Origin of the sequence: Pseudomonas sp. Pdm06 (genome assembly GCF_014851795.1) — a bacterium.
Classification (GTDB): domain Bacteria; phylum Pseudomonadota; class Gammaproteobacteria; order Pseudomonadales; family Pseudomonadaceae; genus Aquipseudomonas; species Aquipseudomonas fluorescens_AA.
The window spans coordinates 107,185-129,570 of record NZ_JACVAH010000006.1; the positions used below are offsets into that span (position 1 = coordinate 107,185).

Sequence of the window (22,386 nt, forward strand, 5' to 3'; positions counted from 1 at the left end):
TTGCTCCCGCTGGGCTGCGCAGCAGCCCCAAAGCCAGGCACCTCGGTGTGCCAGACAGATGGCATGCAATCTTTTTGGGGTCGCTTCGCAACCCAGCGGGAGCAAGCTCCCTCGCCACGGAAGTCATTGTCCAATCGGCTCCGTTACAGGCACCGCCTTGATCACCGCCCTGGGCATCTGCGGCCCGGCAGGCGGCGTCCCCGGGATCGCCCTCGCCGAGGCCGGCAGTTGCGGGGCCTGCATGTCCGGCATTGCCCAACTGCGATCCGGTTGCAGCAGGCCCTGGGCGCGGCGCATGAAGTCGTAGCGATTGAGGGTGATGCCGCGTCCCGCCGCGGTGTCGCGGATGATGTAGGGCCGCAGGAACACCATCAGGTTGGTCTTGGTGATCTGCCGCCGCTCGTTGCGAAACAGCGCGCCGATCCCGGGAATGGTCGACAGCCACGGCACCGCGTCGTTGCTCTGGCTGTAGCCATCCTGCAGCAACCCGCCAAGGACCATGATCTGCCCGTCGTCGAGCAGGATGCTGGTGTCGATGGCGCGCTTGTTGGTGACGATACCCGTGGTGCTCGAGGCGCGATTATCGACGCTGCTGACCTCCTGGTAGATGTCGAGCTTGACCGTCCCGCCTTCGGAAATCTGCGGCCGGACATTGAGCTTCAAACCCACCTCCTCGCGGGTCACCGTCTGGAACGGGTTGTTGCTGGTGCCGCCCCCGCCCGTGACGTAGCTGCCGCTGACGAAGGGAATGGTCTGGCCGACGAAAATGCTCGCCGCTTCGTTGTCCAGGGTCAGCAGGTTCGGCGTCGATAGCACGTTGGTGCCGCCCTTGCTCTTCAAGGCCCGGGCCAGGACCTTGAGGTCGAGGATCTTGCCGATGCCGGGAATGTCCACGGTGCCGTTGACCAAACCCAGGTTCAGGCCCTGGGGCAAGACATCGATGCTGGTCTTGCCGTTGAGGTTGAGCCCCGTGCCGCCGAGATTGACCCCGCCGATCACCCCGCTGCCACCGAGATTGCCGGTCTGCCATTGCACGCCGAATTCGCTGGCGTCGTCCTCGCCGACCTCGACGATCAGGCTCTCGATCACCACTTGGGCCCGGCGCTGGTCCAGCAGGTCGATGACCTCCCGCAGATTGCGGTACAACGGGTCCGGCGCGGAGATCAGCAAGGTGTTGGTGGTGGCGTCGGCCTGGATGGTGACACCGCCGGCGCTGAAAGCAGTGCTCTGTTCGTTTTTCGTCGACGCGGAGGTTGTCCCGTTGCTGCCCTGGGCGTAGCCGTTGCCGCTGGTCGACGCACTGCCGCTGGTGGTGCTGCCGGTGCCATCGCCACTGCTGCCCTGCCCACTCTGTCCGTTGGTATTGGCGCCCATGCCACTGAGCACCGAGCGCGAGTTGTCGTTGCCCTCGCCTTCACTTTCCCCGGTGAGCAAGCCGCGCAGGGCCTGGGCCAGTTTGCCGGCCTGGGCATTGCGCAGGTACACCACGTGCAGGTTGCTCGGGTTGTTCTGAGCGTTGTCGAGCTTGTAGATCAGGTTGCGCGCCAGCTCCGTGCGCTCGGGGCTGCCGGCGCGGATGATGATGGAGTTGGAGCGCGGATCGCCGATCACGTTGATCTTCTGGGTCTGGTCGCCGCCCTGGTTTTCCAGCAGGTCAGAGACCATTTGCGCGATGTCGACGGCGATGCCGTTGTGGATCGGCACCACATCGGTGTCGATGGCACTCGGGGTGTCGATGCCTTCGATGAGCTGCGCCACCCGCGACAGGTTTTCGGCGTAATCGGTGACGACAATGGTGTTGTTGCCCGGGTAGGCATTGATCGGATTGTTCGGCGACACGATCGGGCGCAGCACCGGGATCAGGTTCACCGCGTTTTCGTATTGCAGGCGGAAGGTGCGCGTCAGCATGCCGTTGCCGGCCGGTTTGTCGGCGCTGTAGATCGGCCCACCCAACAGCTTGGCATCGGCCTCCGGCACCACCTGGGCCACGCCCCCCACGTCTACCACGCTGAAGCCTTGCATGCGCAGCGCGGCCAGCAGCATGTCGTAGGCCTGGTGAGCCGGGACCTGGCCTTCGGAAACCAGCGTCAGGTTGCCCTTGACCCGCGGGTCCACCAGGAACTGTTGGCCGGTGGAACGGGACAAGGCCCGCACCACCGCCTGGATATCCGCCTCGACGAAATTCAGCGTCACCGGTTGATCCCCCAGGGGCGTGCGCGCCGGCGCATTGCTGCGGGGCTCTCGGGCACGGGCGGTGAGATCGACCTGATGCCGCACCGCGGGCTTGCGCTCACGCAGGTCCTGGGCCCGCTGGCGATCGAGCAATGCATCGCCGCTGCGCTGGGTACTCCCCAATGGAATACCCAGCTCGCTGTCCACCAGCAACGGTGGCTGCGACGCGGGCGGCGTGCTGTTGCACGCACTCAACGCCAGCAACAACAGTGGCGCGGCCTTGCGCCAATGACGTGGGTATCGGGCCCCTTTCATGAAGCTTCCTTAGCGCTTTGCGCCTGATCCATGCGAACGGTTCCGGACAGTGTGCCGGCGCTGTTGTCGAGGTTGTCGTGGTTATCGGGATTGGCAAGGGCAGTGCGCTGCAAACGGGCCTCGATCACCTCCAGGGAGAATTGCCGTGGATTGCCCAGCAGCCAGCTGATGACCGCCTCCGCCGGGGCCTGATCGAACGTGAGCTGCCAGGCGCCGGGGCGCTCGGTGCCGGGCGCTTGCAATTGGTAGTGCTGGCTCAAACCGCTGGCGTCCAGGCTCTGGCGCAAGGCGGCTTCAAGGGGCAGGCCTTGCGCGGGCCCGGCGACGTCACGCAACAGTACTTCGAGAGCCTCGGTCTGCGATCGCAGCTTCGGGGTTTCGGCTTGCCAGTAAGCGATGGTCTTGAGCGGTGGCTGGATCAGCACGAGCCAGACCAGACAGCTGCCCAACACCAGCGCAGCCAGAGCCACGGCGGCTTGTTCGCGCACGGCAAGCCCCTGCCAGAACGTGCGCAAACGCGTGCGAAAGGTTTGCCAACGGACCCGCGCCAGTGCCAGGGAGTGCTTATTCATCGTCGGTGTCCGGGGTTTCGTCGGAGGCGTCCTGCGTACCCTGGTCGGCCACGGCCACCCGCAGGCGCCAGCCCTGGTCGACGGCGGCGACGTCGATGCCGGCCTGGGCCAGGGGGATTTTCCAATCCTCTTCGGCGGCGGTTTTCTGCGCCTCGGCCACGACAGTCAGGCGCAACTCACCGTTCTCGAACACCAACGCCTGGACATTGCCGCTCATGAACGGCATGGCGCTGCCCGCCTGCTGCACCAGGCTGGCAAAGCGTTGGGCCGGGTCGGTCGCCGCACCGCTCTGGCGCACAGCGATTTGCTGGCGTGCCTGTTGCAATGGGTTGAGGATCACTGGCAACTCGGGAAACGCCTGTTTCACCCGCTGGCTCATCTGTGCCTTGAGCCGTTGGCCCTGGGCCGCTTCGCGGGCGGCATAGAGGTTCAACCCAACCACCCACACCGCCAGCGCTGTCGCGCAGATCGCCACCGCCCGGCCCCAGCCACCGCGCTCGACGGCGTTGCGTGCAAGACCGGCATGCAAACCCCAGCCCGGTGCCGGGCCAGTCCAGCGCTGGCTTTCAGCCAAGGTGTCGAGGGAAGATTTGGGCGGCGCGGCGCCGATCCAATGCAGCCCAGCCCCCGTTTCCAGTAGCCACTCGTCCAGCGCCTCCTCCTGCAACGGTTGCACCACAGCGTGTTGCAGGCCATGGCGCACCAGCAGATGGTCGTCCTCGATGCAAGCCACCGGCCCCGACAGCACCGGCAAGGCGTAGGCCGCCGGGTAGAGGCCGCGCAGTTTCATGCCGGCCTGGTGCACTAGCCGCCCGAGATTGGCGAGGGATTCACGGTCCAGCCAGGTGATCTGTACCTGCCCGTCAATGTCACGCGGGCTATGGGCCACCTGCATGTGTTCGCTGGCGCCGAGCATCAGGGCTTGGGCCGCGCACGTCACCGCTGCGCTGATCTTGGCCGCCGGCAACAGCGGCAACTCCAGGCGGGTCAACACGCTGTCGCGGGGATGAAGGAAACACTCCACCGAAAGGTTTTTACCCCGCTGACCCAACGCCCGAAGGCTGCTGCGGCCTTGCTCGCGGACCTGGCCCTGGCGATCCAGCCAGGCAAACGCCAGCGGGCTGTCGAGGTCCAGGCTGCCCAGCGGCGCCAGGGCGATGCGCAAGCGCGTCATACGCCCACCCTTGACCAGATCACCTGGGGCAAGCGGTCCTCGGTGCGTTGCAGCAAAGCGTCCAGTTCGACCCGCCGCTGACCACTGCGCGCCTGACCCCGCAGGCGGAACCAGTCGCTGGTGATGCCAACCTTGACGCTGGCGGTCTCCAACTCCGGCATGCGCAGGCGATTGACGAAATCCCCGCGGTTGATAAACCAATGGCCGCCGTCACGCTCCCTGACCAGTGCCTCGGCCCGTTGCAGCGACAGCCCCGGCACGTAGGCGGCCAGCACCGGGGCACTGGCGGTGTTGCCATTGAGCCAGGTGTTGGTGGGCAGGATCGTCACGTAAGGCGCCAGTGTGTCCAGCAACCGCGTGGTGACGCCTTTGACGCTGCGCAAGTCTTGCAAGGTGCGCAACATCGGCCGCGTCGGGGCCAGCGGCGTATTGTCGGCCTGTGGCGACGTTTCGCGGCCACTGTTGAAGGTATTGGCCTTTGGCGCCTGGTCCACCCGCTGCGGATTCAACAGGCGCGGATAGGCCTCGACCACCCTTTCGACGATACGCGTGCGGACCGTCGCGGCCACTCCCAACTGCTGGCACAGGCGTTCGAAGGCGCGCACTTGTTCCTCATCCACGCGTTCATTGGCGACGAGGTTGCGCAGGTTGAACTTGCCTTGCTCATCTTCCAACTGGCCTTCGAACGGTGTGTCGATCTGGCCTGAACCCGGTATCACGATGGGTTTGGCCCAGGGTTGGCCGAAGCGCGTCAGTGGATCGCGCTGGCGGGCATCCCGGAGCAACTGGCGACTCAGTTGCAGGCCGCCCTGCAACCGCGCCGAGCCCTGGACACGCAACTGCTCGGCCTCCAGGCTGCGAGTGAACAGGGTCTGGCGGGTCAGCATGCCGCCGGCGATGACCGCCACCACGGCGGCGATCAACAAGGCACTGATCACCGCCATGCCGCGCTGCTTCGCCGCGAGGGGCGAATCCGTTCGCATCACGGCCCTTACAGCTGCCAGGAGCCAATGTCGGCATTCACGCCGTCGCCATCAGGCTGGCCGTCGGCCCCCAGGGAAAAGATATCGACTTCGCCGTTGGCACCGGGGTTGAGGTAGTTGTAGGGGCGGCCCCATGGGTCGTTGGGCAGGCGCTCGAGGTAGGAACGCCAGGTGCCGTTTTTCGCATCGGCCGGTTTCTCCACCAGCACCTTGAGGCCCTGGTTCATGCTCGGGTAACTGCCGTGGTCCAGACGATACAGCTTCAAGGCTTGCATCAGGCCGCCAATGTCCTGTTTCGCCGCCGTTGCCCGCGCCTGGTCGGGGCGGTCGAGGACCTTGGGCACCACCATCGCCGCCAGGATGCCGAGGATCACCACCACGACCATGATTTCGATCAGGGTGAAACCCCGCTGCCCGCGAGGGCCTTGGGAACGGGCGTTGTAACGGGCGATCTGCATCTCGACGGTCCTTCGCTGGATTCGATTCGAGGCGCAGTGTTGCAAGAAAATATGTCAGTGATATTGAAATTGCTCAGGAGCTTGCGTCGTCAATCGGTCACGAACGCCGGCTACCCTTGAAGGCTGCCCTCGCACCTGAGCCCGCGCCATGCCACGCCCTGCTCCGCAAGCCGGCTTCACCCTGATCGAAGTGCTGGTGGCCCTGGCGATCATCGCCGTGGCCATGTCGGCCGCCGTGCGCGTGGCGGCGGTGATGACCCAGAGCAACAGCCTGCTGCGGGACAAATCCATCGCCCTGCTGGCCGCTCGCAGCCAACTGGCGCAGTTGCGCCTGGAAGGCCGTTTTGCCCAGGGTTCCAAAGTGTTCGAGTGCGACCAGGGGCGCTTGCTGCTGCGCTGCGAACAGACCCTGCGCCCGGCGGAAAACGGCCGGCTGCTGCGGGTTGAACTGAGCGTGTCGGACCGCAGTCGCGAAGCCCCGCCGCTGGCTCGGCTGGAGACGTTGGTCAGCCGGGACAAACCTTGAATGGTGTGGATTAACACATCCTCTGTGACGAGGGGTTTATCTGTGGGAGCAAGGCTTGCCCGCGATGCAGGCGCCTCATTTCCTCGGAGACTGCACCGTCTTCATCGCGGGCAAGCCTTGCTCCCACAGCGAGGGCAAAACCACCGAGTCCGGCAACCGGGCCAGGGCCAGACGGGTCTGTTCGTTGCCACGTTCGATGACCACCGCCTGCGCCTCGATCGCCACCAGCCGTACGCCCTGGGCTACGCGCTCACCCACCAGGAAACTGCGCGGCGGCCCGTCGTTGAGGCTGAGGATCGCCACGGCGGCGTGGGTGCCGGCCAGCACGCCGCTGACCTTGATGTCCACCGGTGCCGGCTGGTTGGAGAACCATTGCAACGCCGGGTTATCGGAACGCTCGGCCATGCGCTGCGGAGCGACGTCCGGCGTGCGCGACTCGGCCGAGGTGAGCAGCAGCGAAGACCAGGTCGCCACCCCAGCCAATGCTGCCAACAAGCCCACGACCTGGACGATTTGCGCCGGGGACACACGCTCGATGAACGCCATGGCCTGAATCTCCTTTTTTGATTCCAACTTGCAGCGTACGCGTCAATTCTCTCCGTTTTATTTCACATCCTTATCATCTTCACCGTGCAGGATGACGCTCACGCAAAGGAGCGCACATGAACCTCGGCAAGCAGCGCGGTTTTACCCTGATCGAATTGATGGTGGTGCTGGTGATCATCGGCATCGCCAGTGCCGCCGTGAGCCTGAGCATCAAGCCGGACCCGTTGAAGTTGCTGCGCCAGGATGGCGAACGGCTGGTGCAGCTGTTGCAACTGGCCCAGACCGAAGCACGCACCGACGGGCGGCCGATTACCTGGCGCTGGGATGCCAAGGGCTTTGGCTTCAGTCGCCGCGCGGACCGGGGCACCGGGGTCGATCGCTTCGAGGACGACCCGCAACTGCGTCGACGTCGCTGGCAGAGTCCGTCGATGGAAGTGCGCGTGGAACCCAGGCAGCGGGTCGTGTTGAATGCCGAATGGATCGGCGAACCCTTGCAGATCCGCTTGTCGGACGGCCAGAACAGTCTCACTGTGCAACGCAGTGCCGCCGGGCGGGTGCAACTCCAATGAGCGCCCGGGAGAAAGGCTTCACCTTGCTGGAGGTGATGGTGGCGATCCTGCTGATGGCGGTGGTCAGCCTGATCACCTGGCGCGGGCTGGACAGCGTGACCCGTGCCGACAGCCATTTGCAGGCCAGTACCGAGCAGACCGAAGCGCTGCTGCGGGTGTTGAACCAACTGGAGCGCGACGTGGCCCTGCGCGCCAGCATCGAGCTGAGCGAACCGGTCAAACCCGGGGTCGACGACCAGCCCTCGACCGCCCCGCCCGCCCTCACCGTGCGCAGCACCGAAGGTCGGGGCTTTCGCCTGGATGTGATCCGCGTGGCGGCGGCCCAGGAAGGCGAGCTGCAACGGGTGCGCTGGTGGCTCAAGGGCGACACGCTTTACCGCGCCCAGGGCCAGGCCCGCAACCGCTACCCCCTGCCCGCACCCGGCCCGGGCGTGGCCGTACTCAGTGACGTCAGCGACGCCGGCCTGCGGTACTGGGACACGGAAAAAGGTTGGCGCAAACTCAGCGGCAACCGCCAGGAAAACCCGACGGGCATCGAGGTCAGCCTGACTCGCCAGACACCTCAGGGGGCCGAAACCTATCGACAGGTGTTGGGGCCGCTGGATTAGGCGGTTACTGGAGGACCTTCAAGGCCAGAGCCCAACACAGGCCCCTTGCAGGAGTAAGCTCGCGATAGCGGTGGGTCAGCTTGCATCTGGATTGAGTGTGCCGCCCTCATCGCGAGCAAGCTCAGCTCCCACAGAGGATTGTGGGCGGATGCTGAATCTGTGGGGCCCCACGAACTCCTGTGGGAGCTGAGCTTGCTCGCGATGAGGCCCGCCAGGCATCGCCGGCCTCAGCTCAGCACCACCACTCCACCCGGCAATTCGGTGCATTTGGCGCCGTAGGCATCGCGGATCAACAGCGCCACACCCGCCAGCTGGTCAAGGCGAAACCGTGCCTGGACCTTGCGCTGGCCCAGTTCGCGGTTGAGCAGCAGCAACATGCCGGGACGGTAGCGGTTGATTTCATCGATGACGCTAGCCAGGGTCGCGTCGTTGAACACCAGCACCTGCTCACGCCAGGCAATGGCGGCCGACACATCGGCACGCTTGGGCGCGCCCACCTGGTGAGGGTCGTAAGTCAGTTGCATGCCCGGTTCCAGGCGAAACCGCTGGCCTTGCACTTCGACCTGCACCACGCCCTCCAGGCAGGTCGCGCAGACGCTCTGGCCGGTGTAGCGGATGTTGAAGCGTGCCCGGGCGGCGCTGACCCAACCGGTGCCGGCCTGGACGCTGACCACCTGGGCACTGCGCCCCTGCACTTCAATTTCGCCACTGAGCAATTCCAACCCTTGCCCGCCATCGGCCAGCGCGCGACGGCTGAGACGGGTCTGGGTGTTGAGCTCCAGGCTGACGCCCTCGACCCATTCCACTCGGCGCTGTTCGCCGACGTCGGTGATGTAGTCGGCCCCTAGCCCGGAAACACCGCCGGGCACCGTGGCGCGGATCAACAGAAAGGCCGCCGATGCCGCGAGGGCGCCACCCAACAACGCCCGACGGCCGAAATGCCGAGGCGCCTGCAACGCTGCGGCGGCGGGTTGCAGCCCATGCCACAGCGCCTTGGCCTGTTCAAAGGCCTGCGCATGTTCGGGACTTTGCCCGCACCACAGGCGCAAGGCCCGGGCATCGGCCACGGTGGCGCGCCCCGAGGTCAGCAGGATCAGCCAATCTCGGGCCTCGCTGGCCAATCGGGCCTGGGGCGTGGCATCAGGGGAAGCGATGCTGAAGATGTTCAAGCGCACACACACTCATGAAAGGGTCGGGTCTCTACTCTCAAGACGGTTTTCCCGCGCCGGGACCGAACCGCTGAATGACTTTTCTTTCCAGGCGCAGGGCACAATGCCCCAGTGCCGCCTTGATTTCCTTTTCCACCATGCGCGTGGAAATACCGAAGCGCTGGGAGATTTCCAAGTGCGGCGCTTCTTCCAGGCGGGCGGCGATGAAAATCCTGCGACGGCGCGCCGGCAGTTCGTACAAGGCCTTGAGCAAGGTCTGCAACTCCTTCTGCCCGCCGACCACCCGCGCCGGGTCCAGCGCCTCATCCGAGACCTGCAGCAGTTCCTCGATTTCATCGCCCGTGAGCAAGCGCGCATCGGCCTGCCGACGGTCGGCGGCGATGTTCAGGGCCATGCGATACAGATAGGCATTGGGCTGGGCGATGTCCGGCGTGTCGACCATGCGATCGACCCGCAGGTAGGTTTCATGCAGCACGTCGTTGGCCAGTTCCTCGGAGCCCAGGCGCCTGCGCAGGCGCACCCTGAAATCCTCATAGGAGGTGAGGAACAACTTCACCAACGGGCTGCGACCGATGTCTTTCATCGCCCGGACACCCCTTCCCCTGTCATGCATTCCATGCTTTTTCCTGATGAGTCGGGTAACAAAAGCAGGGTCACCGGCTGGCGCAACGAACTGGGCGCCGGACGGTCGATCCTGAGGTTCTGCAAACTGTTGACCAGGGCCTTGTCCCGCATCAGGTCGCCCGTGGAACTGACCAGGCGGCTGTGCTGGACCACGCCGTCCCGGCCGATCCAGACTTGCAGCACCGCCCGAAAACTGCCCGGGCGGGTCAACGGTGAACGACATAAATTGCGCTGGATGACCGTCTGGATGGCTGCCGCGTAGTTGCTGTCACTCAAGCCCGGGGTGACACCGGCAGGCAGCGGCACCTCGCGCACCCGCACCGGCTGCAACGTGAACGCATCCGCCCGGGCATAATGCGCCGCCAGCCCGGTACCGCTGAGCAACACCCGCAACCCTTCGGAGGGGGTGAACCGCCCCTGCACGCCCAGCGTCTGGCGCTGGCTCGACAGCTGGTGATCCACCAGCACCGCCATGCCCGTCGCGCGACTGAACTGCTCCAGCGCCGTGGTCAGTTCCTGGGGCGCGATGTCCAGGTCCACCAGGCCCACCGCCTGGATCGGCCCGGCCAGCAGACACAGCAACACCATCAGCCACCCCAAGGGCGCCCTGGTCAATCCACGTCCGCGTCCGCCCCCGGCTCTGCCCTGCTGCACGACTGACGTATCCGTTGAAAATCGTCATCCTGAGGGGTGTTTATGAATGTCGTATGACAACTGATACAAATCCTCCAGGCCGCACTAGACTGATGCCCTGACAACGCACCGTCCGCTGCGACGGGCCAGGAGGTCGGAGATGAAACAGTGGATGAACATGATGGCAGGCCTCGGGCTGTTCATGGCCCTGCCCTGGGCCCAGGGCGAAGAAGCCCCGGCCTGTATCGAGGTGACCGTGGGGGGTTACAAGACCCCCGACTACAACTGCCTGAGTCGGCAGATGGGCAACGACCCCCAGGCCGCGAAGGCGGCGCAACGGGCCCAGGACGCCATGAACGTGCCGGTCAACGAGCGCGCTCCGAACAGCATCGGCCTGGCCACCCCGGCGGCCACGGGGGTGCGCATGGGCAATACATTCGGCACTTCGGTCAAGCCCCAGCGGCCGCCGGTTCCGGTCAACAACTCACCGTTGCCCAATGGAAATAAATAGAGGCAAACGACAGACCTGCTCTGTGGGAGCAAAGCTTGCTCGCGATCCAGGCGACACGGTCCGCCAGGTTCACCTCCTCATCGTTCATCGCGGGCAAGCCTTACTCCCACAGTTGGCTCTCGCCGATCACCCCCCCGGACTCTGGCGAAAACTCACCGCCAGCCGGTTCCAGCTGTTGATGGTGCTGATCGCCAGGGTCAGGTCCACCAGTTCTTCCTCGCTGAAGCAGGCCCGGGCCTGGGCATAGACGTCATCGGGCACCTGGCTTTCAGCCAACAGCGTCACCGCCTCGGTCCAGGCCAGGGCGGCGCGTTCGCGAGCCGTGAAGAAACCGCTGTCGCGCCATACCGCCACCGCGTAGAGCCGCCGCTCGGTCTCGCCCTGGCGTCGTGCCTCCACCGAATGCATGTCGGTGCAGAAGGCACAGCCATTGAGTTGCGAGGCGCGGATTTTGATCAGGTGCAGCAGCGCCGGTTCGATACTCAGGCGACTGGTCAGGGCTTCCAGGCCGATCATGGCTCGCATCGCCCCGGGGGATGCGGTGTAGTAATCCAGACGCGGGCTCATGGCGGGCTCCGTGGCATTCGAGACCTTCACGGTAGGCCCTGGTGCCGGGCAATGACAGGTCCAATTCGGCGAAAAAACCGGGGACAAGTCCAATGGACGGGATTTTCCCCACGCAACTTCTATGCAGTCGCACAATGCGGGTAATCTTGCGCCTTTGACGCTGGCCACCGAACAATCGCCCAGGAGCTCGCGGGTATGGAACTTCATGTTGTCATCAACGGCCGCAAGGACCTGTCGGGCCAGTTGTATCAACAATTGCGCAGCGCCATCGAGAGCGGTCGCCTGGCCGCCGGTACCCAACTGCCGCCCAGTCGCCTGCTGGCCGAGCAACTGGGTGTCTCGCGCAAGACCGTCTCCGACACCTACGCCCAACTGACCTACGAGAACTTCCTCACTGGCATCATCGGCAAAGGCACCTACGTCAATGCGCGACCGGCCAAAGTCGTGCGCAAGCAAAGCCACCGCGAGCTGGCCGGTGCCGATGTCGTCGAGGCCTGGCGCACCATGCCGGACCTGATGCGCCACCCCACCCTCGAAGGTGCGTTGCGCTACGACTTCATCGGCGGCGCCACCGGCAAGGGTCAGTTTCCGCTGGACGACTGGCGGCGCTGCACCGCCCACGCGCTGCGCCAGATCGCCAGTGCCAAGGGTTTCTACAGCCAGCCCGAAGGCCTGCCGTCGCTGCGCAATGCGATTGCCCGGCACATCGCCTTTTCCCGCGGGGTCAATTGCCAGGACGAGGACGTCGTGGTGTGCAACGGCGCGCAACAGGCCCTGGACCTGATCTCGCGGGTGTTGACCCGTCCCGGCAGCCTGGTGGCCATGGAAGATCCGGGTTATCCGCCGGCGCGCTTGCTGTTCGGCTCCCAGGGCGCCACGGTGGCTGGGGTGCCCGTGGACGAGCAAGGCATGCGGGTAGACCTGATCCCCGACGGCACGCGGCTGATTTATGTGACGCCCTCTCACCAATTTCCCCTGGGCATGCCCATGAGCCAGGCCCGCCGCGAGGCCTTGCTGGCGCGGGCCTATGAGCTGGGGGCGATCATCATCGAAGACGACTACGACAGCGAATTCCGCTACGAAGGCCGGCCCGCCGATTCATTGCAGAGCCTGGATGAGCGCGGGATCGTCGCGTACGTCGGCACCTTCTCCAAGACCCTGTTGCCGGAGCTGCGGCTCGGCTACGCGATCCTGCCGCCAGCGATCCTTGAAGCGGTGATCCTGGCCAAGCGCCTCACCGACCAGCACACCTCCACCCTGCCCCAATGGGCCCTGGCCAAGTTCATCGCCGAGGGCTGCCTGCTCAAGCACATCCGCCGCTGCCACACTCTGTACGCCGGACGCCGCGAGCGGATCCTGGCGCGCATGGCCGGGGACTTGTCGCCCTGGTTCGAGGCCGTGCCCACCACCGCGGGCTTTCATATGGCCGTGCTGTGCAAGGTCCCGGTGGACCTGGCGCTGGTGATCGAGCTGGCGAAAAAAGCCGAGGTCGGGCTCTACAGCCTCGACGGTTTTTTCAATGATGTGCCCGTGCGGCCGGGCCTGTTTTTCGGTTTCGGCGCAATCGAAACCCTCGACATCGACATCGCCCTCGACCGTTTGCGCGACATTCTCCAGCAGGTGGCCTGAGGATTGGACTGGGCATTTATCCGCCCATTGGCTGTTTGAGCCTCGCGCCGCCAGGCCTATCCTGCACGGGTGTCATTACTCGTGAACACCTCCGTCCGACTTGATTCAGGAGTCTGAAAAATGTCTCGCCAAGTGATCAATACCGTACAGGTGCAAGCCGCCGCCGGGCGCTCGGAAGATCTGGGCCGGCAATTGCAGCAGATCGTCGAAACCCTGCGCGCCCTGCCAGGCTGCGACGCCTACATGGTCGACCGTTGCCCGGACGATGGCGACCGCTGGAACGTCAGCGCCCGCTGGCAATCGGAAGCGGCCATGCAAGCCCACTTCAACTGTCCGGAAGTGCAAGGTTTCATCAGCCTGATCGACAACCGCCTGGCCCGAAGCGTGGATTTCAATAGTTTTCCGGTTGTCTGAGCGCTCTTAACCTGTGGCGAGGGAGCTTGCTCCCGCTCGGCTGCGCTGTAGGAGCTGGCGAAGCCTGCGATCTTTTGATCTTTCGTTTGAGACTCAAGTGCCTGGGGAAAGATCGCAGCCTCGCTCCGCTCGACAGCTCCTACAGAGCCCAGCGGGAGCAAGCTCCCTCGCCACGGGGGTACGGGCCAGCCTGATGGAAATTTGCCACCCAACCATTGGTCTACCCACCTTCCGAAAGATTGGACGTTTGCTTGCCCCACCTTGGGGCTTAGGGTGAACCCATCGCCGCGACAGCGCGAAATCACTCGAAATCACCAAGGTCCATGCCCATGAAAACCCTCTATCTGATCGCCGCTCTCAGCCTGCTGCCCGTTACCCATACCTACGCCCACGAAGCCGCGCCTTCGGAGAAGGTCACGGTATTGCAGGAACAACTGCTGAAAAACGTTCCAGGCAAAAAAGCCATGATGCTGACCGTCAACTATGCCCCCGGCCAAGCGTCCATTGCCCACAAACACGAAGGCACGGCCATGGCCTATGTGCTGGAAGGCGCCATCACCTCCCAGGTCAAGGGCGAGCCGGCGAAGACCTACAAGGCCGGGGAGTTCTGGTATGAAGCGGCGGGTTCCGAGCACCTGGTATCGAAAAACGCCAGCACGAGCCAACCGGCGAAATTGCTGGTGTTCATGGTGATGGGAGAGGATGAAGCGGTGTTGATACCGCTGAAAAACTAACAGTCACACTACAAGTCATCCTGTGGGAGCGAGCTTGCTCGCGATGGCGGTGTATCAGTCAAGTTCAATGTCGCTGACCCACCGCTATCGCGAGCAAGCTCGCTCCCACAGGGGTCCACAGTGAATCTTTAAAGCCAAAAAAAAGCCCCGCATCTCTCAATGCGGGGCTTTTTCATTCAACGCCGGATCAGTTGGCCGTCACGATCGCCTGACCACTCAACGCCAGGTCCAGCAGTTCGCGGTTGGCGACCGCGTACATGGCGTAGTCGGTACCGCTGGCGGCACGGATGTCCACCAGCATGGCGCGCCAGCGCTCGACCATTTCGTGATGCTGCTCAAGCCACAGCGCCAGGCGGGTTTCCACGTCCTGGGAACCGTCGCCCTCTTGCAGGACCGAGATGGTGATCGCCCGTTGCTGCCAGTCAACGTCATCGCGGAACGCTTCACGGGCCAGTGCCTGCCAGTTGTTTTCCACCGGCAGTGCGCTGATCTGTTGCAGGTACCAGGTGATGTCCAGGGCACTGCCCACGGCGAAGTAAGCCTTGGCCACATCGGCGGCGTTCTGGCCGGTGACGTCGGACGCCTCGATGATCGGCAGCAAGGTGTACAGGTGCGTGGTGCCGGCAACCATGCGCGCCAGCAACTCCGGCACGCCAGCGGCCACATAGGCCTGGTAACGGGTCTGCCAGCCTTCACGGGTCGGACCTTCCAGCAGTTCGTCGAGCTTGAGGCCCAACGCGGCCAGGTGCGGACCGAAGTGAGCGACGTCACGAGCCGCGTTCTGCTCGTTGCGACGGCTGCGCAGGAACCAGCGCGTGGCACGACGGCCCAGGCGCATCAGCTCGTCCATCAGCTCCAGTTGCACGTCGGCCGAGACCTGGTGATCCAGGGCTTCGATCTGCCGGAACCAGTGCGGGAGGTGGAAGATATCGCGCACGATCACATAGGCACCGGCCACGTTCGCCGGGCTCATGCCCGTCGACTCCTTGAGCCGTTGAACGAAGGTGATACCCATGTGGTTGACCAGGTCGTTGGCGATCTGGGTGCTGACGATCTCGCGCTTCAGGCGATGGCGACGCATGGCCTCGGAGAACTTGCTCACCAGCGTCGGCGGGAACGCGGTTTCCATGTCACGGGTCAGGTAATCGTCGTCCGGTACCAGGGAGTTGAGCAGCGCTTCCTTGAGGTCGATCTTGCTGTAGGAGATCAGTACCGACAGTTCGGCACGGGTCAGGCCGTGGCCCGCCGCGACACGTTCGGCCAGTTGCTCTTCAGTCGGCAGGAACTCGATGGCGCGGTCCAGCTTGCCCCGGGCTTCCAGATCGTTCATCAGGCGCTTGTATTCGGCGATCCGCACGAAGGCGCGGCGTGCCGCCAGGGACAGGGCCTGGGTCTGCTTGTAGTTGTTGCCCAACACCAGGCCACCGACTTCGTCGGTCATGCTCGCCAGTAACTGGTTGCGTTGCTTGTCGGTCATGTCGCCGGCCTGCACCACTTCGTTGAGCAGGATCTTGATGTTCACTTCGTGGTCGGAGCAGTCCACGCCGCCCGCGTTGTCGATGAAGTCGGTGTTGGAACCGCCACCATTGAGGCCGAACTCGACGCGACCCAGTTGGGTCATGCCCAGGTTACCGCCCTCGCCCACGACCTTGCAGCGCAGTTCGTTGCCGTTCACGCGCAGCGCATCGTTGGCCTTGTCGCCGACATCGGCGTGGCTTTCGGTGCTGGCCTTGACGTAGGTGCCGATACCGCCGTTCCACAACAGGTCCACCGGCGCCTTGAGCAAGGCGTTGAGCAACTCGGTCGGGGTCAGTTTGTCGGCCGTGATGTCGAAGCGTTCTTTCATCTGCGGCGAGATGGCGATGCTCTTCGCGCTGCGCGAGAAGATACCGCCGCCTTCGGACATGATGCTGGTGTCGTAGTCAGTCCAGGCCGAACGCGGCAGGTCAAACAGGCGCTTGCGCTCGGCAAAGCTGTTGGCGGGCTCCGGGTTCGGGTCGATGAAGATGTGCAGGTGGTTGAAGGCCGCGACCAGTTGCAGCTTGTCGGACATCAACAAGCCGTTGCCGAACACGTCGCCGGCCATGTCGCCGACGCCGACCACGGTGATGCTGTCTTCCTGGACATTGATGCCGCGCTCGCGGAAGTGGCGCTGCACGCCGACCCACGCGCCCTTGGCGGTGATGCCCATTTTCTTGTGGTCGTAGCCAGCCGAACCGCCGGAGGCGAACGCATCGCCCAGCCAGAAGCCGTAGTCGATGGCAATGCCGTTGGCGATGTCGGAGAAGGTCGCCGTGCCCTTGTCCGCGGCGACCACCAGGTACGGGTCATCGTCGTCATGACGCACGACGTTGGCCGGCGGTACCAGCGCGCCGTCCTTCAGGTTGTCGGTGATGTCCAACAGGCCCGAGATGAAGATGCGGTAGCAAGCGATGCCTTCGGCCGCTATCTCGTCCCGGCTGCCGCCCAGCGGCAGGCGACGTGGCAAGAAACCGCCCTTAGCGCCCACGGGCACGATCACCGAGTTCTTCACTTGCTGGGCTTTTACCAGGCCCAGCACTTCGGTACGGTAGTCTTCTTCACGGTCGGACCAGCGCAGGCCACCGCGGGCAACGTTGCCAAAGCGCAGGTGCACGCCTTCGACCCGTGGCGAGTAGACGAAGATCTCGAACTTCGGTACGGGCTTGGGCAATTCCGGGATCAGGTGCGGGTTGAACTTGAAGCTGAAGTAGGACTTGTTCTGGCCGTTGGCGTCGGTCTGGTAGAAGTTGGTCCGCAGGGTGGCCTTGATCAGGTCCAGGTAGCGACGCAGGATGCGGTCTTCGTTGAGCACCTGGACGTCGTCCAGGGCCGAGAGAATCGCCTGCTCCAAGCGCAGTTGCTTGTCTTCCAGGTCATCGCCGCTGAGCTTGCGCGCCAGGTAGAAGCGGGTCTTGAACAACCGGGTCAGCTCGCGAGCGATGTCGGTGTGGTTGTTCAGGGTGCTGGCGATATAACCCAGGTCGAAGCCCAGGCGGATCTGCTTCAGGTAACGGGCGTAGGCACGCAGCAGCGCCACGTCGCGCCATGGCAGGCCGGCGGTCAGCACCAGGCGGTTGAACGCATCGTTCTCGGCATCGCCACGCACGATGTGGACGAAGGCATCCTGCAAGGTGTCGTTGAGTTGCTGGATGTCCAGGTCCAGGCCTTCGGCGGCGGTGAACGCGAAATCATGAATCCAGAACTCGCGGCCGTTGGTGTGGCGCAGGCGGTACGGGAATTCACCCAGCACGCGCAGGCCGAGGTTTTCCAGGATCGGCAGCACGTCGGACAGCGCCAGCGGCGTGTCGGCGTGATACAGCTTGCAGTGCAACTCACGCTGGCCGGAGACCTGGCCCAGCGGCTGGTAGAAGCTCATGACCAGCGGGTTCTTTTCGTTCAGGTTCAGCAGGTGCTGCATGTCGACCACGGCCGAGTGCGCGGCAAAGCGCTCGCGATAGCCGGCCGGGAAACCTTTCGGGAAATCCGACAGCACGTTGGTGCCCTGGGCTTCGCCGAAGCTTTCGATGACCAGGCTGGCGTAGTCGTCCTTCCAGCTGCGGCAGGCCTGCACCACTTCTTTTTCCAGCAGGACCGGATCGATGTCGAGACGGTTCTTCGGGTCCACCCGCAAGATCAACTGCACACGGGCCAGTACGGATTCAGAGAAGAAGGTCCAGAACTCGCAGTCCGAGGCCTTCAGGCGATCCATCAGCACTTGCTGGATCTTCTGGCGCACTTCGGTGGAATAGATGTCACGTGGCACGTAGGCCAGGCAGTAGCAGAAACGGCCATACGGGTCTTTGCGCAGGAACACGCGGATCTTGTTGCGTTCCTGGATCTGCACGATGGACATGACAGTGCTGAACAGCTCGTCCACCGGGGTCTGGAACAGGTCGTCACGGGGCAGCACTTCGACCACCTGGGCCAGTTCCTTGCCCAGGTGCGCCTTGGCCTGGAAGCCCGAGCGACGCTCGATTTCCGCGACCTTGCGACGGATGTACGGAATGACCCGCACGCTCTCGCCATACACCGAAGAGGTGTACAGGCCCATGAAACGGCATTCCTTGATGACCTTGCCGCTGGCGTCGATTTCGCGGATCGACACATAGTCCGGGTAGGCCGGACGGTGCACGCGGCTCGGGTGCGCGGCCTTGGCGAACGACAACAACATTGGTTCGCGCAGGTAAGCGACAGCGTAGTCTTCGATGCGCAGGTCTTCGGCGGTCAGGCCGGCGCGCAGCAATTTGGTCAGGCCGAGGAACGAGTCGGGGTCGTACTCGATGTGACCGCCGTCGGCCTCGTCGCGCACCACGAACTCTTCGTAGCCCAGGAAGGTGAAGTGGTTACCCACCAGCCATTCCAGGAAGCTCTTGATCTCGCTCTTTTCATCAGCGTCGATGGCGTAGGCGCTGCTGTCCAGGCTGTCGAGGATTTCCTGGACCTTGGCTTTCATCGGTTCGAAATCGGCCACGGCCACGCGCACTTCGCCCAGCACTTGCTCAAGTTCCTTGCTCAGGACGTTGAGTTCGGCGGCGTTGGCGCAGCGGTCGATTTCCAGGTACATCAACGACTCTTGCAGGATGTCGTCGCCCTGGGTGCCTTTTGGCAGGATTTCCAGCAACTCGCCCTTGCTGCCGCGACGCACGCTCAGCACAGTGGTTTGCAGGGTATGGATGCTGTAGCCGCGACGGTTCAGCTCGGTGCGGACCGAGTCCACCAGGAACGGCAGGTCGTGGTGCAACACTTCCACGGCCGTGTGGGTCGACTGCCAGCCGTGGCGTTCATAATCGGGGTTGTAGACGCGCACCTGTGGTTGCGTGTGATCGAAGCGCTCAAGCAGGCGCCAGGCAGACAGGGTGCAGCCGGCGAGGTCGGACAACCGGCGCTGGGTAAGTTCATCGAGGGAAATGATGCCGAAGAATTGTTCAGCGAACAGCGCCACTTGTGGCAGTGCCTGTTCACTGATGTGCTGCGCCAGTGCCGCTTGCAGTTGGTGCTGGAAGTCGGCTTTGCTGGCTGCGGTGAAGAACGCCATCTGTGGTACTCCGCTTGGGCTTGTTATTGATTGAAGCGTCGCGTGCAACCCCTGCGGGGCTGTCGGCCACCCCGTTCCTGATTCTCGGGCAGAGGAAACAGGATGACAGGTGGGTGAAGCTGGACAGGACCCGCAGGTCACATCCTTTTCCATGTAATTTCATGCCATGGACACCTGCAAAAACCACCCAGGGGTGGCCTTGGCAGGTGCACATCCGTTGCGCAGCTTAACGAGTGCGACAACCTGCCTGCTTGCAGCGCTGCGACATATTCGGTCATCGGCTAGCTAAACAGCCGGTACGCACCGAACAACCCTAGCAGGCTGGGGGCCAAACGGCACCCCGAGGCGGTAAACCAGCAGAAAATCCTTCGGGCTGGCAGAATCCACTTTTCGCACCCCGCAGGTGCACTCGATCCTGGAGCCATCACCATGCAAATGACCACCGCCCTTCTGATCGCCAACCCGTGTGATGAAGAAGAAGACAACATGGCCATGCTCTGCTGCCACAGCGCCCAGGGCGAAATGTTCCTGATGACGCGCTACCCCGACGAAGACGAACTGGAAATCGCCCTCGATGGAGAGCCTTCGACACTGGACGGCGTCAAGGTCACCCTCAGCCCGACCCGCTTGCTGATTGAAATTGCCCCGGCGGATGCCGATGCGCTCAACGGCGACGATGTGCTGGAGATCACCCACGACACCGATACGGCGGACCTGGCGGAAGTGGAACTGACGCTGCAGAACATCCTCAAGGGGACGGGGACCTATATAAGCCAGCTCTGAGATCCGGACACGAACACGCTCCTGTGGCGAGAAATCAGTGCATCCGCCTTTATCCGTCTTTCTTCACGAGATTGCCATCGGCGTCATAAACCAGGTACTCGTCACTGTTATTCGGATCCCTCACGTAATAACGAGCCTCATTGCCGTTATCCGGCACGTCCAGGCTGGTGTAGGACCCCAGTTCCTTGATCACCTTGTTGTCCCGACTGATCAAGACCAGGCCGGAACCACCATCGGCCCGGATGGCCGCGGCGTAGTGGGTCTGGAACGCGCTGATCTGGTTGTAATCCAGCGGGACCTGCAACCTGCCCGCCAGGTCGATGGCACCGTAGCTGCCATCGCGTCCGACCACCGCCATGCCGTTGGAAAACGGCGTCACTTCGTCATATGGCAGCTTGATGGGTAGCCGCGCGCCCTGGCGATCGATAAAAGCGAATTTCCGGCTTTTAGTGTCCTGCACCAGCAGCGGTTGTTGCCCGACAAACCGGCCTATCACGTTGTCACCCTGAGGGTTGATCCGTTTACCTTGCAGGTCGAACACGTCTTGACGACTCCGATCGGCGGAGCTGGCGTAGAGCAACCCCTCGCGGTACTCGATGCCCGAGAACTGCGTCGGCAGGATCTCTTTGCCGTCCAGGGTATAGGCGCCGTACAGGCCTTCCATGACATCGGTTCGCTTGCCGAGACGGGCGATGAACACGTTATCGGTCACAGTAGGGTTGACGAATTTCATCGGCAACACGAAACGATGACGCTTGGCATCATAGAGCCCGTAAGGGCCGTTGGTTTCGCGCTCCACCAACAGCAGGCCATTGCTCAACGCCTCGGTGATGTATTCGAACGGCAGGTCTACGAGTTTGTTGCTACCGGCGGGGAAGTAGGCGAGCTGGCTGCGCAACGCCTGCCACTCCGACTCCGGGTCGCTGGACTTCTCCGGGAAAAACAACGTGTAGGTATCGGCCATCTGGCTATCTTGCACCTGCACCCAACGGGGCTTGATCAACCACTGGCCAGCCTGATCGATGAAGCCGTAGCGCTCGGCATTCCGGTCCAAGGCGATGTAACGCGCTTGCGCTGCAAGGACGTTGTCGACCTGGGCGAACTCAACGGTGTTGTCCTCCATCGGATCGAGCACATGGATGACGATACGTTGCGGGGTGGCCTCGAATCGATAGTCGACCTCGGTGTTTTTCAACGGCCCCACCTGAGCGGCCAGCGCCTCGGTCAAGCGCTGCAATTGCTGTTGCACCGCCTGGCCGGTCTTGAGCTGCTTGAGATCGTCCTTGGTCTGCAACAGCGCGTTGTAATACGCATGCAACGCCGCGATATCGCCATCGGAGGGGAACGCCCGGGAGTTGTTACCGTTGCTGTAGAGCGCCCTGCCCGCGTCATCCAGCCCCTGCACCACGAAGGTCGACAATTTCGGTGTACTCAACCGCACGGACGCGCTGTCATCACCCAGGGCAGTGAGCTGGAAGGACTGACCGCCGTCCAGGGTCACTTTCGGGTGATCCTTGTCCAGTACCACTTGCTTGAACGCCGGGTAGCTGCGGTAAGCGACCGTCAGGCCGAGACTCGCCAGGGATTTGTTCACCGACAGGGCGAAGGCGTCATGGGACGAGATCGTGTCGTCGGACTCGACCTGGGGCGACACCTTGAGCTCGGCGAAGGTTGTTTCACTGCCATCGCGAAAACGCAGGCGCTGCGGCAGGTACTGCTCGGCCGCCGGCTCCTCCGGCGTGGCGGCGCGCTTCCAGAGCGGATCGAGGCGGCTGGTATCGAGCCGCACCTCGGAACCCTCGGCAAACAGCCGCTGGGTAAAACGCAAGCCTTGAATCGACGCCAGCTCAGCTTTCAGTTGCGCGCTGGTGAACGGGACAAACAGCGGCTCGTATTGCAATGGCTGCTCGTCGTCGGGCTCGCTCGTCGAAAGGGTCAGGCTCAATTGCGCGTCGCTGATCAGCTCCAGGGACCTGAGGGTTTCACCGGTGTCCTGAATCAAGTAATTGAGGCGTTTTTCCACCTCGGGCGCTGCCAGCGTACCGATGTCTTCCATGCCCCCTTCGTTCAGTTGCTCGGCGGCGAAACCTTCATCTACCGGCGCGCCGCTGTGGCGTAACAGGTAATAGGACGCACAGCCCACCACCAACAAGGTCACACTCAGTATCGACAGCAATCTCAAACGAGGCTGGGTAAAATTCATGGTGGTTTTCGGCAGTCAAAGGGCTGGGGAGACAGGCAGCTAACCACACGGCCTTGCGCGCTGCAAATCGCCTGGGTGGCCCGGTTCTGATGAAGACCTGTCTGGATCGTCGCCCCTGTGCGACGCAAGCGAACCACCGC

Annotated in this window: 20 protein-coding genes; 8 read left to right on the forward strand and 12 right to left on the reverse strand. The window is 63.5% G+C overall.

All coding sequences use genetic code 11. The annotated features are described in order from the left end of the window. Nucleotides 1–123: 123 nt before the first annotated feature. Genes gspD through gspG form a run of 5 tightly spaced genes read right to left on the reverse strand, consistent with a single transcriptional unit; the run spans nt 124 to nt 5,674 of the window. A complete protein-coding gene (gene gspD, locus IB266_RS12180) occupies nt 124–2,487 on the reverse strand; it encodes a type II secretion system secretin GspD (RefSeq protein ID WP_192261331.1) in 2,364 nt (787 codons plus the stop codon). Further along, a complete protein-coding gene (gene gspM / locus IB266_RS12185; RefSeq protein WP_192261332.1) occupies nt 2,484–3,059 on the reverse strand; it encodes a type II secretion system protein GspM in 576 nt (191 codons plus the stop codon). Before gspM ends, gspD begins: the two co-directional genes overlap by 4 nt. Further along, nucleotides 3,052–4,233 carry a type II secretion system protein GspL gene (gene gspL / locus IB266_RS12190; protein ID WP_192261333.1) on the reverse strand — a complete coding sequence of 394 codons (1,182 nt, stop codon included), beginning with the start codon at nt 4,231–4,233 and terminating at the stop codon, nt 3,052–3,054. Before gspL ends, gspM begins: the two co-directional genes overlap by 8 nt. After that, entirely contained in the window at nt 4,230–5,216 is a 987-nt protein-coding gene (gspK, locus tag IB266_RS12195) for a type II secretion system minor pseudopilin GspK (protein ID WP_192261334.1), read from the reverse strand. The genes gspL and gspK overlap by 4 nt, the downstream gene beginning before the upstream one ends. A gap of 8 nt (nt 5,217–5,224) precedes the next feature. Continuing rightward, a complete protein-coding gene (gene gspG, locus IB266_RS12200; protein ID WP_060742020.1) occupies nt 5,225–5,674 on the reverse strand; it encodes a type II secretion system major pseudopilin GspG in 450 nt (149 codons plus the stop codon). A gap of 148 nt (nt 5,675–5,822) precedes the next feature. Here gspG and gspI point away from each other — a divergent pair, with 148 nt between their 5' ends. Continuing rightward, the gene (gspI, locus tag IB266_RS12205) at nt 5,823–6,200 is read left to right on the forward strand and encodes a type II secretion system minor pseudopilin GspI (RefSeq protein WP_192261335.1); all 378 of its coding nucleotides are present in this window, start codon (nt 5,823–5,825) and stop codon (nt 6,198–6,200) included. A gap of 75 nt (nt 6,201–6,275) precedes the next feature. Here the strand turns inward: gspI and IB266_RS12210 are convergent, their stop codons facing one another. Next, nucleotides 6,276–6,746: a type II secretion system protein N gene (locus tag IB266_RS12210; protein WP_192261336.1), complete on the reverse strand. Its 471-nt coding sequence runs from the start codon at nt 6,744–6,746 to the stop codon at nt 6,276–6,278. A gap of 116 nt (nt 6,747–6,862) precedes the next feature. Here IB266_RS12210 and gspH point away from each other — a divergent pair, with 116 nt between their 5' ends. After that, nucleotides 6,863–7,315, forward strand: a complete 453-nt coding sequence (gspH, locus tag IB266_RS12215; protein WP_092445040.1) for a type II secretion system minor pseudopilin GspH — start codon at nt 6,863–6,865, stop codon at nt 7,313–7,315. Further along, entirely contained in the window at nt 7,312–7,923 is a 612-nt protein-coding gene (locus IB266_RS12220) for a type II secretion system protein J (protein ID WP_192261337.1), read from the forward strand. The genes gspH and IB266_RS12220 overlap by 4 nt, the downstream gene beginning before the upstream one ends. Before the next feature lie 227 nt (nt 7,924–8,150). On the opposite strand, the gene IB266_RS12225 is transcribed toward IB266_RS12220, so the two are convergent. The 3 genes from IB266_RS12225 to IB266_RS12235 are packed head-to-tail and all read right to left on the reverse strand — an operon-like array spanning nt 8,151 to nt 10,304. Beyond that, on the reverse strand, nt 8,151–9,092 hold the full coding sequence (locus tag IB266_RS12225) for a FecR family protein (protein WP_192261448.1): 942 nt from the start codon (nt 9,090–9,092) through the stop codon (nt 8,151–8,153). Between the two features lie 37 nt (nt 9,093–9,129). Further along, a complete protein-coding gene (locus tag IB266_RS12230; RefSeq protein ID WP_060742015.1) occupies nt 9,130–9,675 on the reverse strand; it encodes a sigma-70 family RNA polymerase sigma factor in 546 nt (181 codons plus the stop codon). Further along, nucleotides 9,672–10,304 (reverse strand): secretin and TonB N-terminal domain-containing protein, encoded by a 633-nt coding sequence (locus IB266_RS12235; protein ID WP_060742014.1) that lies wholly within the window; start codon nt 10,302–10,304, stop codon nt 9,672–9,674. Before IB266_RS12235 ends, IB266_RS12230 begins: the two co-directional genes overlap by 4 nt. 205 nt (nt 10,305–10,509) lie before the next feature. Here IB266_RS12235 and IB266_RS12240 point away from each other — a divergent pair, with 205 nt between their 5' ends. Beyond that, nucleotides 10,510–10,860: a hypothetical protein gene (locus tag IB266_RS12240; RefSeq protein WP_192261338.1), complete on the forward strand. Its 351-nt coding sequence runs from the start codon at nt 10,510–10,512 to the stop codon at nt 10,858–10,860. Nucleotides 10,861–10,986: 126 nt separating this feature from the next. Here IB266_RS12240 and IB266_RS12245 read toward each other — a convergent pair whose 3' ends face one another. Beyond that, a complete protein-coding gene (locus tag IB266_RS12245) occupies nt 10,987–11,427 on the reverse strand; it encodes a carboxymuconolactone decarboxylase family protein (protein WP_072404481.1) in 441 nt (146 codons plus the stop codon). Nucleotides 11,428–11,622: 195 nt separating this feature from the next. Here IB266_RS12245 and IB266_RS12250 point away from each other — a divergent pair, with 195 nt between their 5' ends. From IB266_RS12250 to IB266_RS12260, 3 genes are all read left to right on the forward strand, one after another. Beyond that, nucleotides 11,623–13,056, forward strand: coding sequence for a PLP-dependent aminotransferase family protein (locus IB266_RS12250; protein WP_092473724.1), 1,434 nt, complete (start codon nt 11,623–11,625; stop codon nt 13,054–13,056). Between the two features lie 120 nt (nt 13,057–13,176). Continuing rightward, the gene (locus IB266_RS12255) at nt 13,177–13,470 is read left to right on the forward strand and encodes a putative quinol monooxygenase (RefSeq protein WP_060742010.1); all 294 of its coding nucleotides are present in this window, start codon (nt 13,177–13,179) and stop codon (nt 13,468–13,470) included. A 329-nt stretch (nt 13,471–13,799) separates the two neighbouring features. Beyond that, nucleotides 13,800–14,204, forward strand: a complete 405-nt coding sequence (locus IB266_RS12260) for a cupin domain-containing protein (RefSeq protein ID WP_192261339.1) — start codon at nt 13,800–13,802, stop codon at nt 14,202–14,204. A gap of 187 nt (nt 14,205–14,391) precedes the next feature. On the opposite strand, the gene IB266_RS12265 is transcribed toward IB266_RS12260, so the two are convergent. After that, entirely contained in the window at nt 14,392–19,260 is a 4,869-nt protein-coding gene (locus IB266_RS12265; RefSeq protein ID WP_192261340.1) for an NAD-glutamate dehydrogenase, read from the reverse strand. 429 nt (nt 19,261–19,689) lie between these two features. On the opposite strand from IB266_RS12265, the gene IB266_RS12270 reads away from it, so the two are divergent. Next, the gene (locus tag IB266_RS12270) at nt 19,690–20,043 is read left to right on the forward strand and encodes a hypothetical protein (protein ID WP_092168782.1); all 354 of its coding nucleotides are present in this window, start codon (nt 19,690–19,692) and stop codon (nt 20,041–20,043) included. 49 nt (nt 20,044–20,092) lie between these two features. Here the strand turns inward: IB266_RS12270 and IB266_RS12275 are convergent, their stop codons facing one another. Continuing rightward, nucleotides 20,093–22,246 (reverse strand): WG repeat-containing protein, encoded by a 2,154-nt coding sequence (locus IB266_RS12275; RefSeq protein WP_192261341.1) that lies wholly within the window; start codon nt 22,244–22,246, stop codon nt 20,093–20,095. Nucleotides 22,247–22,386: the final 140 nt, after the last annotated feature.

Bases quoted from the DNA above. Each gene is read 5' to 3' on its own strand.
- IB266_RS12240 (WP_192261338.1), top strand. From the start codon at position 10,510: ATGAAACAGTGGATGAACATGATGGCAGGCCTCGGGCTGTTCATGGCC.
- IB266_RS12265 (WP_192261340.1), bottom strand. From the start codon at position 19,260: ATGGCGTTCTTCACCGCAGCCAGCAAAGCCGACTTCCAGCACCAACTG.
- IB266_RS12220 (WP_192261337.1), top strand. From the start codon at position 7,312: ATGAGCGCCCGGGAGAAAGGCTTCACCTTGCTGGAGGTGATGGTGGCG.
- IB266_RS12250 (WP_092473724.1), top strand. From the start codon at position 11,623: ATGGAACTTCATGTTGTCATCAACGGCCGCAAGGACCTGTCGGGCCAG.
- IB266_RS12230 (WP_060742015.1), bottom strand. From the start codon at position 9,675: ATGAAAGACATCGGTCGCAGCCCGTTGGTGAAGTTGTTCCTCACCTCC.
- IB266_RS12270 (WP_092168782.1), top strand. From the start codon at position 19,690: ATGCAAATGACCACCGCCCTTCTGATCGCCAACCCGTGTGATGAAGAA.
- IB266_RS12235 (WP_060742014.1), bottom strand. From the start codon at position 10,304: ATGGTGTTGCTGTGTCTGCTGGCCGGGCCGATCCAGGCGGTGGGCCTG.
- IB266_RS12260 (WP_192261339.1), top strand. From the start codon at position 13,800: ATGAAAACCCTCTATCTGATCGCCGCTCTCAGCCTGCTGCCCGTTACC.
- gspG (WP_060742020.1), bottom strand. From the start codon at position 5,674: ATGCAGATCGCCCGTTACAACGCCCGTTCCCAAGGCCCTCGCGGGCAG.
- IB266_RS12245 (WP_072404481.1), bottom strand. From the start codon at position 11,427: ATGAGCCCGCGTCTGGATTACTACACCGCATCCCCCGGGGCGATGCGA.
- gspD (WP_192261331.1), bottom strand. From the start codon at position 2,487: ATGAAAGGGGCCCGATACCCACGTCATTGGCGCAAGGCCGCGCCACTG.
- IB266_RS12255 (WP_060742010.1), top strand. From the start codon at position 13,177: ATGTCTCGCCAAGTGATCAATACCGTACAGGTGCAAGCCGCCGCCGGG.
- IB266_RS12210 (WP_192261336.1), bottom strand. From the start codon at position 6,746: ATGGCGTTCATCGAGCGTGTGTCCCCGGCGCAAATCGTCCAGGTCGTG.
- gspH (WP_092445040.1), top strand. From the start codon at position 6,863: ATGAACCTCGGCAAGCAGCGCGGTTTTACCCTGATCGAATTGATGGTG.
- gspK (WP_192261334.1), bottom strand. From the start codon at position 5,216: ATGCGAACGGATTCGCCCCTCGCGGCGAAGCAGCGCGGCATGGCGGTG.
- IB266_RS12275 (WP_192261341.1), bottom strand. From the start codon at position 22,246: ATGAATTTTACCCAGCCTCGTTTGAGATTGCTGTCGATACTGAGTGTG.
- gspM (WP_192261332.1), bottom strand. From the start codon at position 3,059: ATGAATAAGCACTCCCTGGCACTGGCGCGGGTCCGTTGGCAAACCTTT.
- gspL (WP_192261333.1), bottom strand. From the start codon at position 4,233: ATGACGCGCTTGCGCATCGCCCTGGCGCCGCTGGGCAGCCTGGACCTC.
- gspI (WP_192261335.1), top strand. From the start codon at position 5,823: ATGCCACGCCCTGCTCCGCAAGCCGGCTTCACCCTGATCGAAGTGCTG.